Consider the following 16,151-nt stretch of genomic DNA (forward strand, 5'->3'; position numbering starts at 1 on the left):
AGCTCATCGGGCAGTCTCTTAAAATGGATGGGGCGATCGTCGTCCGGAGGCGTACCAGTCCGATCGGAAACGGAATCAGGTCGTGCGGAACGCCCGATCGCCGGCGTCGCCGAGTCCCGGGACGATGAAGCCGTCATCGTCGAGGTGGTCGTCGATGGAGACGGTGAGCAGGTCGGCCTCGGGGGCGGCGTCGCCGACTCGAACGAGGCCATCGGGTGCCGAGACCGCCGACAGGACGAACAGGTTCTCGTAGCCGTCAGCCTCCGAGAGCACGTGGTCGAGGACGGCACACATCGTCGACCCGGTCGCGAGCATCGGGTCGGCGATGATGACCGTGTCGTCCTCGGTGATCTCGGGGAGCTTCACGTAGTCGATCGTGATCGGGAACTCGCCGGCGTCGTTCATCCCGGCGTCCTCGTCGCGCCCCGCGGAGATGACGCCCTGTTTGGCCCGCGGGAACGCCTTGAGCAGCCCCTCGACGAACGGGGTGGCGGCGCGCAGCACGTTGATGATCACGACGTCGTCGAGGCCCTTCACGCGCTCGCCGGTCGTCTCGGCCAGCGGCGTCGTGACGGGGACGAACTCAGTGTCCATCGCGCCGTCGATGATCTCGTAGCCACAGATGCGGCCGAGTTTGACGAGCCCCTTCCGGAAGGCGACCTGTTCGGTCTCGACGTCCCGGAGCCGCGAGAGGGTATCCTTCGCCAGCGCGTGTGTGATCAGGTAGGCGTCGTCGCGGTCTTCGATCGTCATTATCGGCGATACCGGTCGCCGAATCTTTAAAAATCCGGTTTCGTCGTCCCCGACCGCGAGGATGACCGTCCCCGAGCCCACGAACCGCTTCGGTCCCCGATCAGTTTCACCGAGGTACCCGACCCCTTTTAGCCGATGACGCCGAACCATCGACCGTGTCAGACCCGGCGTATCTGCGGTTCTTTCCGTACGAGGAGCCCTATCCGAACCAGCGCGAAGCGATGGATAGGGTCGCGAACGCGCTCTCACGCGGCCAGGACGTCCTCTTCGAGGGCGCGCCCGGAACGGGGAAGACCCTCTCGGCGCTCGTGCCGGCGCTCGAACACGCACGCGAGCACGATCGGACGGTCGTCATCACCACGAACGTCCACCAGCAGATGCGCCAGTTCGTCGAGGACGCGCGGGCGATCACGCGAACGGAACCGATCCGGGCGGTAGTGTTCAAGGGGAAGTCGTCGATGTGTCACATCGACGTCGACTACCAGGAGTGTCAAACGCTACGGGACACGACGCGGTCGCTCGTCGAGGCCGAGGCGGACAAGGGCGAGCTCGAGCGCCGCCAACGCGAACTGTTGGCGGAGAGTCGCGACGGCGACGCCGCGGCCGCGGAGGCACGCGAGGTCGTAATGGAGGAACTCGACGATCTGGACGAGGAGATCGCGGAGATCGACGCGACGAACGTCTGTGACCACTACTACAACAATCTCACGCGGGACACGGACGCGTTCTTCGAGTGGCTCTTCGAGGACGTCCGAACGCCCGAGGACGTCTACGAATACGCCGAGGAGCGCGACCTGTGCGGCTACGAACTGCTGAAGGAGGGGATGGAGGGCGTCGACCTCGTCGTCTGCAACTATCACCACCTGCTCGATCCGACGATCCGTGAGCAGTTCTTCCGCTGGATCGACCGGGATCCCTCGGAGATCATCACCGTGTTTGACGAGGCACACAACGTCGAGGACGCCGCACGCGAGCACGCGACGCGAACGCTCACCGAGAACACCCTCGAGTCGGCGCTCGAGGAGATCGACGGGAGCGACGATTCCCGAGCCGAGGCCGCCGAGAACGTCGTCTCGGCGTTCCACGAGGCGCTCGTCGAGACGTACGATTCGGCCCTGGGGTTCGGGGAGCGAGAGTCGATCGGCGATCGCTGGGAGGACGTCTCGATAGCCAACGAGGACCGTCGCGACGACCTCACGCTCGCGTTCCTTGACCGATACGCGGGTCGCGGGATCGACGTCGAGGCCGAGCTCGCGGTCCAGCTCGGACGGGCGTTCGACGAGGAGTACGATCGCCAGTATCGGGAGGGAGAGACGACGAGCCGGAAGGAATCGGGAACCCTGCAGGCCGCACGGTTCATCGCGACGTGGATGGACGAAGGTGCGGAGTTCGGCCAGTATCCGGTCGTCTCCGTGCGACGCAACGAGACCACCGACGAGGTCTACGGCCGGGCGGAGCTGTACACCTGTATCCCGCGAACGGTCACGAGCGAGCTGTTCGAGGAGGTCGCCGCGTCGGTCCTGATGAGCGCGACGCTGCGCCCCTTCGACGTGACTGCCGACGTGCTCGGGCTCGAGGACGTCGCGAGCTTGGCCTACGAACTCGCGTATCCGGCGTCGAACCGCGTCACCTACGCCGTCGACACGCCGCCGCTTTTCGCCTCGGACCGATCGGACCCGGAGGTGCAGGGGACGATCGGCGAACTCCTCCGGGACGCCATCCGGTTCACGCCGGGGAACACGCTGGTCTTCTTCCCGTCGTATTCCGAGGCCGAACGGTACTATGAACGACTCCGAAGCGGGATCGACGGACGCTCGGAACCGGATCGAGCCGGACCGCTCGGGACGCTCCTCCTCGACGGATCGAGCGTGGAGACGGAGACCCTCCGCCGTCGCCTCGTCGACGGCGACGACTGTACGCTTTTCACCTCGCTGTGGGGAACGCTGGCGGAGGGCGTGAGTTTCGACGACGACGCGGCACGAACCGTGATCGTCGTCGGCGTCCCGTACCCACACCTCTCGGACCGAATGGAGGCAGTTCAGGCCGCCTACGACCGCGCGTTCGCCGAGGGCTCCGGAACCCGTGACCCGGGATGGACCTACGCCGTCGAAGTCCCGACGGTCAGGAAGACGCGGCAGGCGCTCGGTCGGGTCATTCGGGGCCCCGACGACTTTGGGGCCCGGATACTCGCCGACCGACGCTACACCGGCGCCGATATGGGCAAGTATTCGGTCAGGGATCGGTTCCCGCCCGAGGAGCGTTCAGAGCTCATCGACATCGCGCCGGAGAAGGTGAAGTTCGGGATATTGAACTTTTTCACGGACCACGACGCCTACGACGGGGATCCGCCGAGCCCGTAGCGGACGGGAGACGGGAACGGCGACCCCGAAGACCGGCTTTTGACGCCTCAACTCGGGTTCTTGCGGGTCAGATCGCTCCCGCAGACCGGACACCGGTCCCGATCGTCGTCGAACGTCCGGCCGCAGCCGGCACACTGAAACAGCCACTCGCGCTCCTCGGTGATGCCCTCGCGGGCGATGGGGTCGACGGCGACGTCGAGCCGCTCGGCGACGTTCTGCATCGCGTAGTCGTCGGTGACGAGCGTGGCGTCGAGTTCGACGGCCGCGGCGATCAGACGAACGTCGGTCTCCGAGAGCGTGTCGGCGTCACCGGAGTTCCGGGCGGCGCGTTCGACGCGCGCGATGACGTCCGCGTCGGGAACGTGCACGTGCATTCCCGACCCCTCCATCGCGCCGAACCGGAGGGCGTGACCGCCGTCGAGCTCCTCGTGGACCGCGGGAATCGACGCCGTGGGGCCGTCGACGTCGTACTCGTGGATGAATGCCGACGAGTCGAGAACGAACATTACCGCGAAACGACGATGTAGTCCTTGACGGCCTGCACGTTCCCGACCGGGATCTCGATCCGTCCTCGGTCGTCGGCCGAGAAGCCCACACGACCGGGGTCGAGCTGTTCGTGCGGCGAGACCAAGAGGTTTCGCAGCTCGCCGGTTTTGAGGTTCATCGTGATGTTGTACAGGTCGCCGAGTTCGGTACCGTCGGCGCCCATCACGGCTTTACCCGAGAGGTTCTCCGCGAGGATGTCGGCCATACGTCGATCGATCCGGGGCGTCACCTTAAACGCCACGGGCCGTCAGACGGTCGGCGGACGGAAACCGATCGATCCGTGGTCGGGAGCGCTCCGAAACGGGCGAGATCGCCCCTTCGCGTTTTGAAACACTTAACTGGCGTCCACGACTCGAACACGATAAGTAACCTTCTCGGGGGCATTCCGATGACCGACGACACACACTCCACCACCCTTCGAACGCCGATCGTCGCCGTGCTCGGCCACGTCGATCACGGCAAGACCAGCCTGCTCGACAAGATACGCGGATCGGCCGTCAGCGAGGGCGAGGCCGGCGCGATCACCCAACACATCGGGGCGACGGACATCCCGTTGGCGACGATCTCGACGATGGCGGGCGAGCTCGTCCAGCCAGAGGACTTCGACCTGCCGGGATTGCTGTTCATCGACACGCCGGGGCATCACTCCTTCTCGACGCTGCGCGCGCGCGGCGGCGCGCTCGCCGACATCGCGGTGTTGGTCGTCGACGTAAACGACGGCTTCCAGCCGCAAACCGAGGAGGCGATCGACATCCTGCGCCGAACCGGAACCCCGTTCGTCGTGGCCGCCAACAAGATCGACACGACGGCCGGGTGGAACCCCCAGGAGGGACTGCCGATCCAGGAGACCTACGAGGAACAGTCCGAGCGCGCCCGGTCGATGCTCGATGAGAACATCTACGCGCTCATCGGCGAGCTCTCGGATGCGGGGTTCTCGGCCGACCTCTACTGGCGCGTCCAGGACTTCCAGAAGAACATCGGCGTCGTCCCCGTCTCCGCGATGACCGGGGAGGGAGTCCCGGACCTGCTGACCGTGCTGATGGGCCTCTCCCAACGGTTCATGAAGGAGGAGATGGCGATCGACGTCGCCGGCCCCGGCGTCGGCACCGTCCTCGAGGTGAAAGAGGAGCGCGGCTTCGGCGCCACCGTCGACGCCGTGATGTACGACGGCGTGATCCGGACGGACGATCAGGTCGTCATCGGGGGACAGGATGAGCCGATCGTCACGGACATCCGGGCGCTGTTACAGCCCCAGCCGCTGGCGGAGATCCGGACCGAAAAGCAGTTCGAGAAGGTCGATTCGGTCGCCGCGGCGGCGGGCGTGAAGATCGCCGCCCCCGACCTCGCGGACGCGATGGCCGGTGCGCCAGTCCGGGTCGTCCGCGACCGGGACATCGACGACGTGATCACCGAGGTGACCGCCGAACTCGAGGAGATCGACGTCGACACCGCCGAGGACGGGGTCGTGATCAAGGCGGACACGCTCGGATCGCTCGAGGCGATGGCGAGCGCGCTCAAGGAGGCGGAGATCCCGATCATGCGCGCCGAGGTCGGCGACATCGCGCCGCGGGACGTCGCGATCGCCGAGACAGCGAACCAGGACGAACACAAGGCGATCCTCGGGTTCAACGTCGACATTCTCGCGAACGCCAGCGACGAGCTGGAGGCCGCCGACGTCAAGCTGTTCACCGACGACGTCATCTACCAGCTCATCGAGGAGTACGACACGTTCGTCGAGGAACGCAAACGGGCCCAACAGGAGACGATCCTCGACAAGATCGTCAGACCGTCGCGGTTCCGCCTGCTGCCCGACCACACCTTCCGGCAGAACGACCCCGCCGTCGTCGGCGTCGAGGTGCTTGCGGGGACGCTCCAGAACAACCGCCACGTCGTCGAGTTCGAGAACGGCGAGCCCGACCGACGAGGCCAGCTCTCGGGCATCCAAAAGCAGGGCGAGGACGTCGAGGAGGCGCGGGCGGGCGAGCGCGTCAGTGTCGCCATCGACGGCCCGACCGTCGGCCGCCAGATCGAGGAGGGCGACGTCCTCTGGACGGAGATCCCCGAAAAGCACGCGAAGATCCTCGAACAGGAACTCTCCGACGACATCACCGCCGACGAGCTCGAAGCGCTCCACGGCTATCTCGACAAGCGGCGGAGTCGTGACCCCTTCTGGGGGAAGTGAAGAACGGATCCGGTCGCTACGCGTCGGTGAGAGTGGTCACTTCGCCGTCGGTGTGATCTCGCCGACCGCGTCCATCACCTGGAGGGCCGCACTCGCCGCGAGCCCCTTGGCGACCTCCTCGGTGTCGGTGTCGGCCAGCCCCGTCTCGAGGTCCTCGACGTCGGGGGAGAACCCGGCGGTGACGGGATGTCCGGCGGGCGGGTTTACCGCGACGGTCGCCTGTGGGCCGTTGCTCCCGACGGAGAGTTCCGATCCGACGACGTAGCTGTTGGGGAGGTACGATTCCGTTCGCGAGACGATCCCGGCAACCGCGGTTCGAAGCTCGCGTTCCTGTGTCGCGGACAGCTCGATGGCCGTCCGGTCCGGTTCGCCGGCTGGGGTGACGCCCGGTGATCCCGCGTACGGGTTATTGCCGTTCATTGAGGATGGGATCGATAGGGCCACCGCGTTCAAAAAGGCGTCGGCGATCGGGGGCGGGGTGGAACGGGAGATCGATCGGATCAACGGTTCGGTCGATCGGCAGAGCCGGTCAGCGGACCCGGTCAGCAGAGCCGGTCAGCAGATCGGTTCCGACTCCCCATAGGCCGCGATCACGACGACGCAGGTGTGTGCGTCCGGGGCCGGCTCCGCCGACTCGACGAGGGTCGTCCGGTCCCGCAGGTCCCAGTCGCGGAGTTGGGCGCCCGCATCGAGACCGTCGTCGATCCCCGCCCGGACCGCCGTCGGGTCGTCGCCGGTCACCTCGTAGAACAATCCGGGACCCGGGCCGGTCGCCCACCCGAGCCCGGCCGCGATCGTCCCGGTGTCATCCTCGGCGGCGCCGGTCACCGACTCGGGCCCGACGAGGCGTTTCGCCTGCACGACGAACAGGCGGTTGCCGGCCGGACCGAGGTCGGGTGCGCGGTCGACGATCTCGACGGTCGCATCGGCCGGGACGACCGAGGAGACGGTGACGAGGTTGTAGTTGTGCAGGTTCGCGTCCGCGAGGGCCGCGTCGTACGCCGCCATCGCCGTCGGGGCGACGCCGACGCCGGCGGCGACGTGGATCGATGCCATCATCGATGATCGGCGGGCGACGCGCTAAGGGATTTCGAAACCGACCGACGGACGAACCCGGTGGGGAGATGGAGACCCCGGAAGAACCGATCGGGGTGCGCGAGACGGTCAGTATTGGTAGTGAATGTTGCGGTCCGCGGTTTCCTCCGCCGAGTCGAGCTTCTCCACGGCGTCCTCGAAATCGGCTCGGGTCACCTCGGTTCGGCCGTCACGGATCGCGAACATCCCGGCCTCGGTGGCCAGCGAGGCGAGGTCCGCGCCGCTGAACTCCTCGAGGTCCGTGACGAGCCCGGAGAGGTCGAGGTCGGCGGCGACGTTCATTCCCTCGGTGTGGATCTCGAGGATCCGTTCGCGGGCCTCGGCGTCGGGCTTGGGAACCTCGATGAGCCGGTCGAAGCGGCCCGGCCGGAGGATCGCCTCGTCGAGCATATCGAACCGGTTGGTCGCGGCCATGATCCGGATCTCGCCGCGGTCGTCGAAGCCGTCCATCTCGGAGAGCAACTGCATCATCGTCCGCTGGACCTCGGCGTCGCCGGAGGTCTTCGAGTCCGTCCGCTTGGCGGCGACGGCATCGATCTCGTCGATGAAGATCACGGCGGGCTCGCGGTCGGCGGCGAGCTCGAAGAGGTCACGAACCAGCCGTGACCCCTCGCCGATGAACTTCCGGACGAGCTCGGAACCGGCCATCTTGATGAAGGTGGCATCGGACTCGTTGGCGACGGCCTTCGCGAGCATCGTCTTGCCCGTCCCGGGCGGCCCGTGCAACAGGACGCCGCTCGGCGGTTCGACGCCGACCGTTTCGAACGTTTCGGGGTTTTCGAGGGGGTCCTCGACGGCCTCACGGACGTCACGGATCTGGTCGTCGATGCCGCCGATGTCCTCGTAGGTCACGTCCGGCGAGGCGTCGACCTCCATCGCCTGTGCCCGCGCGTCGGTTTCGTCGTCGAGCACCGTCTGGATGGCGAAGGAGTCGTTGATCGCCACGCGGTCACCGGGGTCGAGATCGGCCGACACCGAAGAGGCCGCCTCGGTGAGCACCTCCTGGTTGTTGCCGTGCTGTTTGATCACGACGCCGTCCTCCGTGGACTCCTCAACGGAGGCAATGTACAGCGAGGAGGTCTTCAGGACCTCGTTCTCCCGTTTGAGTTCGTCGACGTCGCGCTGGAGTTCCGACCGGCGGCTTTCGACGTCCTCGAGCCGCTGTTCGAGCTCGTCGTTCACCTGCACGATCCGCCGGAAGTGCTTGCGGATCGCTTCGAGCCGTTCCCCATCGCTCATCTCGGGATCGAGTTCGAGGCGGGGACGGTCCGGCAGTGACGGACTGTGGGACATTCGTTGCCGGTGGTACGGTTTCGGCGTACATGTGCCTTTGGGTCACGGCCCGTTTTCCGGACGGACCGGGCGTAGAATGTGACCAGTGCGACGATCGGTGCGGCGATCGTCGTGAGTCAGCGTCCGTGCGACGGTCGGGGGGATCAGCGTCCGATCGTCGCGAGATTCTCGAGCGCGACCGATTCGGGGAGCCGGTCGAGCACCGTCTCCTCCCAGTCGTCGTGTGCGAACGTGATCGTGGTTTCCGGATGGTCTCCGGCGAGTCGGGTGACGCCGTCGACGGCGGCGCGGCGCAACGCGGCGTTCGACCGGGCTGGTGCCTCGGCGGTCAACGGATAGGTCTCCGACAGCGCCGGCGGGATGGGTCCGAACGGGGGCCTGACTCGCCACACGGCGTCGTAGTCGTGATCGGAGGGCGGCTTCGAGACGGTCAGGAGGAGCGACTCGGGAACCGACAATCGCCCGAGTCGATCGTGGTGGCGTGCGATCTCGGGGCGACGGGCGGAGTCGGCCGAAAGCGAGAAGAACGTTCCCTTCGAGACGGGGTCGGTCCTCTCGAGCTGGTCGCGGTGGTCGAGCAGCGCCTGATAACCGTCCCACATCGCCGGGTGGCCACGGGCACGGCGTTCGACGAGTTCGAGGAGGGTTCCGGACCGAAGGGCCTCCTTCACCCGACGGAGTTCCTCGAGGGTGACGTGGAGGTTGTGCTCGGCGAGCAGTCGTTCCCGCTCGGCATCCGCGGCGTCGCGGAGGGACGCGGGCGTGTGCTCGGCACAGATCGGGCAGGAACACGGGAGATACGTGAGGTCCTCGAGGTGTTCGGTACCCGAAACCGTTAGATAACGACCGTCACGCGCCATCAGCGCGTAGGCCGCCGAGTCGAACAGGTCACAGCCGCAGGCAACCGCGAGCGCGAGCATCATCGGGTGGCCGGCGCCGAAGAGGTGCACCGGACAGTCCGGGTCGAGCCCGCGTTTCGCCCCCATCACCACGTCGACGACGTCGGCGTACCGATAGCCGTTCATCAGGGGGACGACCGCACCGATCGGGAAGACGTCGAGGTCCGTCGCGGCGGCGTGGCGGCCGGCGCGTTCGCGGAGATCCGGGTACGTCGATCCCTGGACCGGGGCGTTGACGAGCATTTCCCCGGTATCGATGGCGGCAGCGTCCGCCAGTGCCGTCTCGGTCGTCTCCAGGTCGGCCGCGGCGCGCTCGCGATCGACGTCGGGGGGCGTCGGGACGTCGACCGGCGTGGCGATGTCGGAGCCGATCGCGTGTTGGAACTCGATGATCTCGGCGGTCGTGACGTCGATGTCGCCGTACTCCGCGAGCTGGAACGACCCGGAATCGGTCATGATCGCGCCGTCGAACCCCAGCATATCGTGGAGCCCCTCCTCGAGCGCTCGTTCGCGAACGCGGTCGGTGCTGTGGATGATGTAGGAGTTGGTTATCAGGGCATCGACGCCGAACGCCGACCGGAGGCGCCCCGGCTCGATCGTGAGCACGTTCGGGTTGATCACCGGCAGGAGGGCCGGGGTTTCGACGGTCACGCCGGCCCGCGGGACGGTAAGGCGGCCGAGGCGTCCGGCGCCGTCGTGGTCCCGGATCTCGAACTGCTCGCGCATATCGCGTCTGCGTCGGGGCGGGCGGTAAGGGTTGCGTTCGGCGCTCCCGGTTAGCCGAGCACCACGGGGCCGAACAGCATCACGAGCAGGGCGACGAGCATCGTCACGCCGATACCGGTGGTGATCGTCCGGGTGAGACGGGGCTTTGCGTCCACGGGGAGCCGCGAAACGACCGCCTCGGTCGCGGTCCGGAGGATCCGACCGCCATCGAGCGGGAAGGCCGGAATGCAGTTGAAGAAGGCCAGCTGGAGGTTGATCCACCCGGTCCAGAAGAGCACGTTCGCGCCGAGGAAGACGGCGGGATCGCCGAGCGCCGACAGCGGCCCGGTCACCTCGTAGAACGGGACGTTCGTCCCGACGAAGCCCGCGAAGTTGTACTGCACGCTCGGATCGACGATGGAGTAGAACGGCAACACGGTGATCAACAGCAACGTGCCGAGGAACGTGTCGCTCGCCGTGCCGGTCAGCATCGAGAGATACTGGTCGGCCGGATAGTCGGTCACGCCGAGGCTATCGATCGACACGCCCGAGAACCCGGTGGCGATTTGGACGCCGAGGTACGCATCGCCCGCCGACCGGTCACCCGTCGACGCGTCATCCGGCGACGACTCACCCGTCGATGCGTCCCCGCTGGCCGGTGTCGCGTTCTCATCGGCTCCCGATGCGGCACCGTCGCCGCCGTTCGATCCCAGCGTGACCGTGAACTCCTCGCGGTCACCGTCGACATAGCCGACGATCGTGACCGTCTCGCCGGAATCCCGCGCATCGATCGCCGCGCTGAGGTCTGCCCCATCGACGACGCGATCGTCACCGACGGCGGTGATGACGATGTCCTCGCCGGCCGGGGCGCCTGCGGTGGCGTTGAGCGGTCCATCGGGAACGACAACGGTGAGCGCGCCGATCGGACCCTCGACGGTCGTTCCGTTCGCCGTCTCGATGGTCGCGACGTGGTCGTCGCCGACGGCCTCACGGAACGCCGCTTCAGTGGTGACCGGATCGCCGTCGACGGCCGTGATCGTGTCGTTGACGGCCAGTCCACCATCGCCGGCAAGCGGCGACGTCTCCGCGACGCCGGTGACGAGCAGCGATCGATCGATGGTCCGGTCGGTGCCGTCGTGTAGCGTGACGGTGATGCGGTCGTCGGTGTTCTCGGAGAGCTGACGGGAGAGGTCGGTGGCGTTGTCGACCGGAGCGCCGCCCACGGCGACGATCCGATCACCCGGGCCGATACCGGCTTCCGCGGCGGGCGATCCGGAATACGCGCCGCCGATCGCCGCGCCGGGTGCGACCGAGACGGCACCCGCAACGGGACCGAACAGCAGTCCGAAGGTCACGAGCACGACGATGAAGTTCGCGGTGACGCCGGCCGCGAACATCCGGGTCCGACTGCCGCGGTTCGCCCGCCCGGTCGACTCCTCGTCGGGTTCGACGAACGCCCCGACCGGAACGAGGGTGAACAGGGCGAGTCCCATCGAGTCGATCTCGATGTCCTCGACGCGGCATAAGAGTCCGTGCGCCCCCTCGTGAACGACGAGGGCGACGAGCAGCCCGCAGACGATCTCGAGGGCGACCGAGAGCGGGAGGAAGTCGTTGACGCCGGGAATGATGAGGACGTTCTGGGGGGTGTTGATGCCGGTCGGTTCCGGCGGGTTCGAGAGCACGCTGAGCGCGTTCGCGATCAACAGCAGGAAGGTCCCGACCATGATCACGAGCGCGACGCCGACGCCGACGTTCGCGACCGCTCGCCAGAGGCGTTTCGGCGCCGAAAGCCGGTCGAGTAGCGCCTTTCCGCGTTTCGTGTGGATCGTCGTCATCGGCCCGGAAATCCGTACCGACTCGGGGAGGAGCCCACGGTTGTCCAGCCACGCCGCCGCCGCGGTGTACGCGAGCACCCCCAAGAGGATCCACAGCAGGGAACTCATTGGCGGCTGTTCGACTGCATCCCGGGTAAGGAGTTCGATCGCCGATACGGGTCGAATGGAACGAACGACCGGAACGAACCGTGCGGACACCGTTCCCGAGGCCGCCGTGCCCATCAACAACACCCAAATACCCCACCGTCCTACCGTGGGGTATGACACCGGTCGAGTTCCTCGCGGAACTGGTCTTCGGCGTGTACCAACTGGCAAGCATCTTCATCGAGAACGTGGTGGCCGGCGGCGACCCGCTCTCGATCGTCGCGTTCCTCGTGGGACAGGTGCTGCTCGTCGGTTCGATCGTCGCGATCGCCTACCTCGCGGTCGGCGCGCTGGCGAGTACGGTCGGCGTGCAGATCCCCTCGCCCGGGAAGTAGCGCCATCACGACCGACCCACCCACTCGAGCACCGGCCTGCACCACCATCGATTCCCGCTGAGAAGCCGTTTTTTCATTCCCGACGAGTCACGCCGAGAAGACGTCTCGAAGCGCCGCGGCGGCGTCATCGACGGCCGCGTCCACGTTCGGACCGATCGGTGATCCGACGACGAGTCCATCAGCGTACTCCGCGATCTCGTTCGCCCGCTCGCGAAGCTGCGCCGGCGAGCCGGCAAGGCTGAACGCGTCGATCATCGCCGGCGTCACCGTCTCGAAGGCCTCGGAGAACTGCCCGGCACTGACGAGGCTGCCGATCGTCTCGGCGGTTCCGTGGTCGATCCCGTGTCGATCGAGCACCGGCGGCGCCGCGCCGGCGGTGATGAACGCAACGGCGGGGCGGGCGGCTTCCCGGGCGGCGTCGGGGTCGGCGTCGACGCTCACGCTCGCGTAGCCGATCAGATCGAACTCGCCGCGATCGGCCGGGCGATCCGCAAGCCCCTGGTCCACCTGCTCACGTGCCCAGCGGAAGTCGTCCGGGTGCGAACCGTTGAACAGCAGGCCATCGGCGTGTTTCGCGGCCATACGGCACATATGCGGCCCCTCGCCGCCGACGTAGACCGGCAGGTCTGCCCCCTGTGGCGGCTCGTAGTTGAGGCCGGCGTCGGTCGCCTCGAAGGTTCCCTCGTGGTCGATCCGGTCGCCACCCCAGAGTCGCCGTGCCGCCGTGAACGCCTCGAGCACCGGCCGGAGGCCGCGTTGGTCGCCGAGCCCAAGGTTCGCGAGCGTGGACGGATCGCCGGGACCGATCCCGAAGACTGCGCGGCCGTCCGAGACCTCATCGAGCGTCGCGACCCGCGAGGCGAGGGTGACCGGATGCGTCTCGAGCGGGTTGACGACTCCGGGGCCGATCCGAACCGTCGTCGTCTCGGCCGCCAGCCGGGACAGGAACGCCCACGGGTCGCGGTTGTTGTAGTGACACGTCGAGAAGACGGCGTCGTAGCCGGCAGCCTCCGCGGCGACGCCGCGGTCGACGAGTCGATCCAGTTCCTCCTCCGGAGTGAGTTCGATTCCAAGCATGATCAATCACGAGCCGGGATCAGTCGCCACCTTCGCCGCCACCGCCGTCCTCACCACCAGTCCCATCGTCACCACCAGTCCCATCGTCACCACCAGTCGTATCGTCACCGTCAGTCGTACCATCACTGCCGGCTCCACCGTTCCCGCCGTCGTACGTCCAGTCGCGAAGCGCCTGCCGGACCAGGTCGTCTTCGACGTCCCGAAAGTGCGCGTCGGATCCGTCGTGGTCGCCGAACGTGAAGTCGCGAACGACCACCACCGGCGTTCCGCCGTCCCCCTCGCCCGCGATGAGGTTCGCCGCCGCCGCCAGCTCGTCGACCACGTTTTGCACCGTCACACCGAGTTCACGCCCGTCCCGGTCGGATTCGCCCCGCCAGTCGCGGCTGGCGGGCAGTCCCGCCCACCCGATCGCGACACCCCGCTGGCCGTGTCGAAACGGACGACCACAGGTATCGGTGACGACGACGCGATCGGCGGGCAGCCCATCGCGGATCCGGTCCGCGCTGGCGGCGGGCCGCTTCGGAAGCAACAGGAGGTCACCGTCGGGAACGTTCGACCGATCGATGCCGGCGTTGACCCCGATGTGACCGAACCGGGTCGCCGTGAGCAGGAACGGTTCCTCAAGGATGATCTCGGTCGACTCCTCGAGGACCGCCTGCGCAAAGCGCGGATCCTTCGGATCGCCGGTCGCCGCTTCGAGCCCGTCAGCAAGCTCCTTCGCCCGCGATCCCGGGGGGAAGTCGTCGAAGTCGTAGACGCGGCCCTCCGCCTTCGAGACGACCGTACTGGCCACGCAGACGACGTCGTCGGGGCGGAGGTCGACTCGATCGCGGATCAAGGCGGCGAGGTCGTCTCCCTCCCGTATCTCGGGCAGACCGGGAACCGCGAACACGTCCATACGGTTCCGTATCGGCCGGCCGAGGGGAAAACCTCGACGGTACTGGCGGAGGCAGCCGGAATCGCCACCGTCTATCAACTGCCCGAAATTTATAAGTGCGGGTCGAAAGCGTATGTAATCAACGGCGATGCCAGGGAACGACAGGGACGACTCGGATCGGGACGAGGAGTCCAACGACGGTGAGTGGCAGTTCGGGTCGGGTGACGATGGTGGGGGAAACCGGTCCGACGGCCGGTCGCGATCCGGTCGATCCGACCGTTCGCGCCGATCGAGAGCCCGACGCGACGACGGCGAATCGGGCGATCGCGGTCAGTCCGCGAGGCGGTCGACACGCCGATCGACCGCCGAGGGGAGAAGCGATGATCCCGACCGCGGACGGACGGGCGATCGAACTCGGCACAGCGGCCCGAGTGGAACGGAATCGGACGGAACCCGGTCAAGCCGGGGTGCCAGCGACCGGTCCGCCGGGGGGTCAGCGACCCACGGAACCGGCCCGAACGGCGAGGCCAGCGTAAACGCAAGCGACAGCACTACTGCTGATGCCGCCGGGTCGAAGGCGAACGCGGGATCGTCAACGGCGGGAGACACACAGGGGCGAGGGGACACGACGACCGACGACCGGGTGTCGACCGAGAACGGACCGAACGGCCAGCCGACTCCGACGGAGAACGGAGCCGCCGGTTCCACACCGGACACGTCGGCTGCCGCCGCCCAGTCCGAAAGCGATCAGCCGGCAGCAGCCGATCGGGCGGGCGGTCAGCTCGGACCGGCCGAGGTCTACTGCACGAGTTGCGGAGAGGTCATCAAGGAGATGGCCGAGATCTGTCCGAGCTGCGGCGTTCGACAGCAGGCCGCCGCGGCACCGGCCGGAGGCGGCGTACCGGCAGGCGGGGGTGCCCCGGCTGGGGGCGCTCCAGCTGGGGGCGCTCCGGCTGGCGGCGGGATGGCCGGCGGCGCCGCAGGGATGTCGGATATGCGGAGACACGAGCTCGAGAAGGTCGCCAGGAAGAACAAGGGCACCGTGATGCTCGTGAGCTTCATCCTTCCCTGGGCGGGATACCTGATGATCGACGAGACCGTCTTCGCGGCGTTGAGCTTCCTGAGCGGACACTACTTCCTGTTGGGACACCTCATCGTTCCGTTCCACGCCAAGGCGATCATCGATAACGCCCGACGAGAACTCGATCAGGCGGGAGCAACCTGGTGAGTGGTGGAGAATGAGCGTTACCGAAGTCTACTGTCGGAGCTGTGGCGAACGGATCAAAGCTGACGCGGAGATCTGCCCGAACTGCGGCGTCCGCAACCAGGCCCACCAGGGCGCCCAGCCGGCTCGAGGCGGCGGACGGCGGCGCGGTGCTGGCGGGCAACGACGCGCACAGGGCGGGGCAGCCACGCAACGCTCCCCGCCGTCCGACAGCTGGGTCTACGGCGTCGGCGTCGGCGCCGCCCTCTGGGTGATCGTCGCGATCCTCCAGCTCCGCGCGATGTCGGCCGTGCAGGGCATTCAGGCGGGGGGATCCCCCCTCCAGGCCGGAAGCGAGGCGCTCACCTCGCTGTTCGTTGGCGGCCCTATTCAGCTCATCGCGTGGGTCGTGTTGCCGATCGCGTTCTACTACGACAGCAAGTACGTCGCCTACGCGACCGACTGGAACCCCTCGACCGGACTGTTCGTCGGGATCGCGGCGTTGGCGCCGATCCTGAGCAGCCTCATCGGAATGATCGCGATGGTCGGAATGGGGCTCCAGGGGATGTTCGTGGGCAGCATCCTGGTCCCGCTCGTCGTCGCGGGACTGGCGAGCTACTACCTCAAACGCCGGTACGACCTGGTTCCGTCGGAGTGACGCAGGCGACCGGGACCATCGAGCCTCGATCGGGTGACTCAAGCCCCGCCGGGCCCTAGCGGCGACGGGCGGCGGTGACGAGGGGTTACCCCCACCGAGCCCCGTGTGACGATCGGTTTTCTTCCTGTCTCTTTTTCTCTTCTTTCGCTGCCGTTAATACAACTTGTATAAATCACGGAGATCACCAT

The 16,151-nt window shown here is 67.2% G+C and carries 14 protein-coding genes and 1 pseudogene; 5 read left to right on the forward strand and 10 right to left on the reverse strand.

Annotation, left to right across the window (positions count from 1 at the left end):
- Window positions 1-75 precede the first annotated feature (75 nt).
- On the reverse strand, window positions 76-753 hold the full coding sequence (upp, locus tag OQF70_RS11330; protein WP_280537694.1) for a uracil phosphoribosyltransferase: 678 nt from the start codon (window positions 751-753) through the stop codon (window positions 76-78).
- 155 nt (window positions 754-908) lie between these two features.
- Between upp and OQF70_RS11335 the strand changes: the two genes are divergently transcribed.
- Window positions 909-3,113 carry an ATP-dependent DNA helicase gene (locus tag OQF70_RS11335; RefSeq protein WP_280537695.1) on the forward strand — a complete coding sequence of 735 codons (2,205 nt, stop codon included), beginning with the start codon at window positions 909-911 and terminating at the stop codon, window positions 3,111-3,113.
- Window positions 3,114-3,160: 47 nt separating this feature from the next.
- Here OQF70_RS11335 and OQF70_RS11340 read toward each other — a convergent pair whose 3' ends face one another.
- Both OQF70_RS11340 and OQF70_RS11345 read right to left on the reverse strand, forming a co-directional pair.
- Window positions 3,161-3,619: an NOB1 family endonuclease gene (locus OQF70_RS11340; RefSeq protein ID WP_280537696.1), complete on the reverse strand. Its 459-nt coding sequence runs from the start codon at window positions 3,617-3,619 to the stop codon at window positions 3,161-3,163.
- Entirely contained in the window at window positions 3,619-3,864 is a 246-nt protein-coding gene (locus tag OQF70_RS11345; protein ID WP_092816640.1) for a PRC-barrel domain-containing protein, read from the reverse strand. The genes OQF70_RS11340 and OQF70_RS11345 overlap by 1 nt, the downstream gene beginning before the upstream one ends.
- Window positions 3,865-4,047: 183 nt before the next feature.
- Between OQF70_RS11345 and infB the strand changes: the two genes are divergently transcribed.
- On the forward strand, window positions 4,048-5,841 hold the full coding sequence (infB, locus tag OQF70_RS11350) for a translation initiation factor IF-2 (protein WP_280537697.1): 1,794 nt from the start codon (window positions 4,048-4,050) through the stop codon (window positions 5,839-5,841).
- A 36-nt stretch (window positions 5,842-5,877) separates the two neighbouring features.
- On the opposite strand, the gene OQF70_RS11355 is transcribed toward infB, so the two are convergent.
- The 5 genes from OQF70_RS11355 to OQF70_RS11375 form a co-directional block, all read right to left on the reverse strand.
- Window positions 5,878-6,261 carry a DUF5811 family protein gene (locus OQF70_RS11355; protein WP_280537699.1) on the reverse strand — a complete coding sequence of 128 codons (384 nt, stop codon included), beginning with the start codon at window positions 6,259-6,261 and terminating at the stop codon, window positions 5,878-5,880.
- Window positions 6,262-6,396: 135 nt separating this feature from the next.
- Entirely contained in the window at window positions 6,397-6,897 is a 501-nt protein-coding gene (locus tag OQF70_RS11360) for a pyruvoyl-dependent arginine decarboxylase (RefSeq protein ID WP_280537700.1), read from the reverse strand.
- Between the two features lie 108 nt (window positions 6,898-7,005).
- Window positions 7,006-8,229 carry a proteasome-activating nucleotidase gene (locus OQF70_RS11365; protein WP_280537702.1) on the reverse strand — a complete coding sequence of 408 codons (1,224 nt, stop codon included), beginning with the start codon at window positions 8,227-8,229 and terminating at the stop codon, window positions 7,006-7,008.
- A gap of 143 nt (window positions 8,230-8,372) precedes the next feature.
- A complete protein-coding gene (gene tgtA, locus OQF70_RS11370) occupies window positions 8,373-9,854 on the reverse strand; it encodes a tRNA guanosine(15) transglycosylase TgtA (protein ID WP_280537703.1) in 1,482 nt (493 codons plus the stop codon).
- A 50-nt stretch (window positions 9,855-9,904) separates the two neighbouring features.
- Entirely contained in the window at window positions 9,905-11,776 is a 1,872-nt protein-coding gene (locus OQF70_RS11375) for a site-2 protease family protein (RefSeq protein WP_280537704.1), read from the reverse strand.
- 152 nt (window positions 11,777-11,928) lie between these two features.
- Between OQF70_RS11375 and OQF70_RS11380 the strand changes: the two genes are divergently transcribed.
- Window positions 11,929-12,147 (forward strand): hypothetical protein, encoded by a 219-nt coding sequence (locus tag OQF70_RS11380; RefSeq protein ID WP_280537705.1) that lies wholly within the window; start codon window positions 11,929-11,931, stop codon window positions 12,145-12,147.
- Window positions 12,148-12,234: 87 nt separating this feature from the next.
- On the opposite strand, the gene OQF70_RS11385 is transcribed toward OQF70_RS11380, so the two are convergent.
- Both OQF70_RS11385 and OQF70_RS11390 read right to left on the reverse strand, forming a co-directional pair.
- The gene (locus tag OQF70_RS11385; protein WP_280537706.1) at window positions 12,235-13,224 is read right to left on the reverse strand and encodes a 5,10-methylenetetrahydromethanopterin reductase; all 990 of its coding nucleotides are present in this window, start codon (window positions 13,222-13,224) and stop codon (window positions 12,235-12,237) included.
- A 148-nt stretch (window positions 13,225-13,372) separates the two neighbouring features.
- Window positions 13,373-14,122 (reverse strand): annotated as a pseudogene (locus OQF70_RS11390) (coenzyme F420-0:L-glutamate ligase); the annotation flags it as partial.
- 622 nt (window positions 14,123-14,744) lie between these two features.
- Between OQF70_RS11390 and OQF70_RS11395 the strand changes: the two are divergent.
- Window positions 14,745-15,329 (forward strand): hypothetical protein, encoded by a 585-nt coding sequence (locus tag OQF70_RS11395; protein WP_280537707.1) that lies wholly within the window; start codon window positions 14,745-14,747, stop codon window positions 15,327-15,329.
- A 10-nt stretch (window positions 15,330-15,339) separates the two neighbouring features.
- Window positions 15,340-15,963 (forward strand): zinc ribbon domain-containing protein, encoded by a 624-nt coding sequence (locus OQF70_RS11400; RefSeq protein ID WP_280537708.1) that lies wholly within the window; start codon window positions 15,340-15,342, stop codon window positions 15,961-15,963.
- Window positions 15,964-16,151: the final 188 nt, after the last annotated feature.

Source organism: Halopenitus sp. POP-27, from assembly GCF_029889855.1.
Classification (GTDB): Archaea; Halobacteriota; Halobacteria; order Halobacteriales; family Haloferacaceae; genus Halopenitus; species Halopenitus malekzadehii.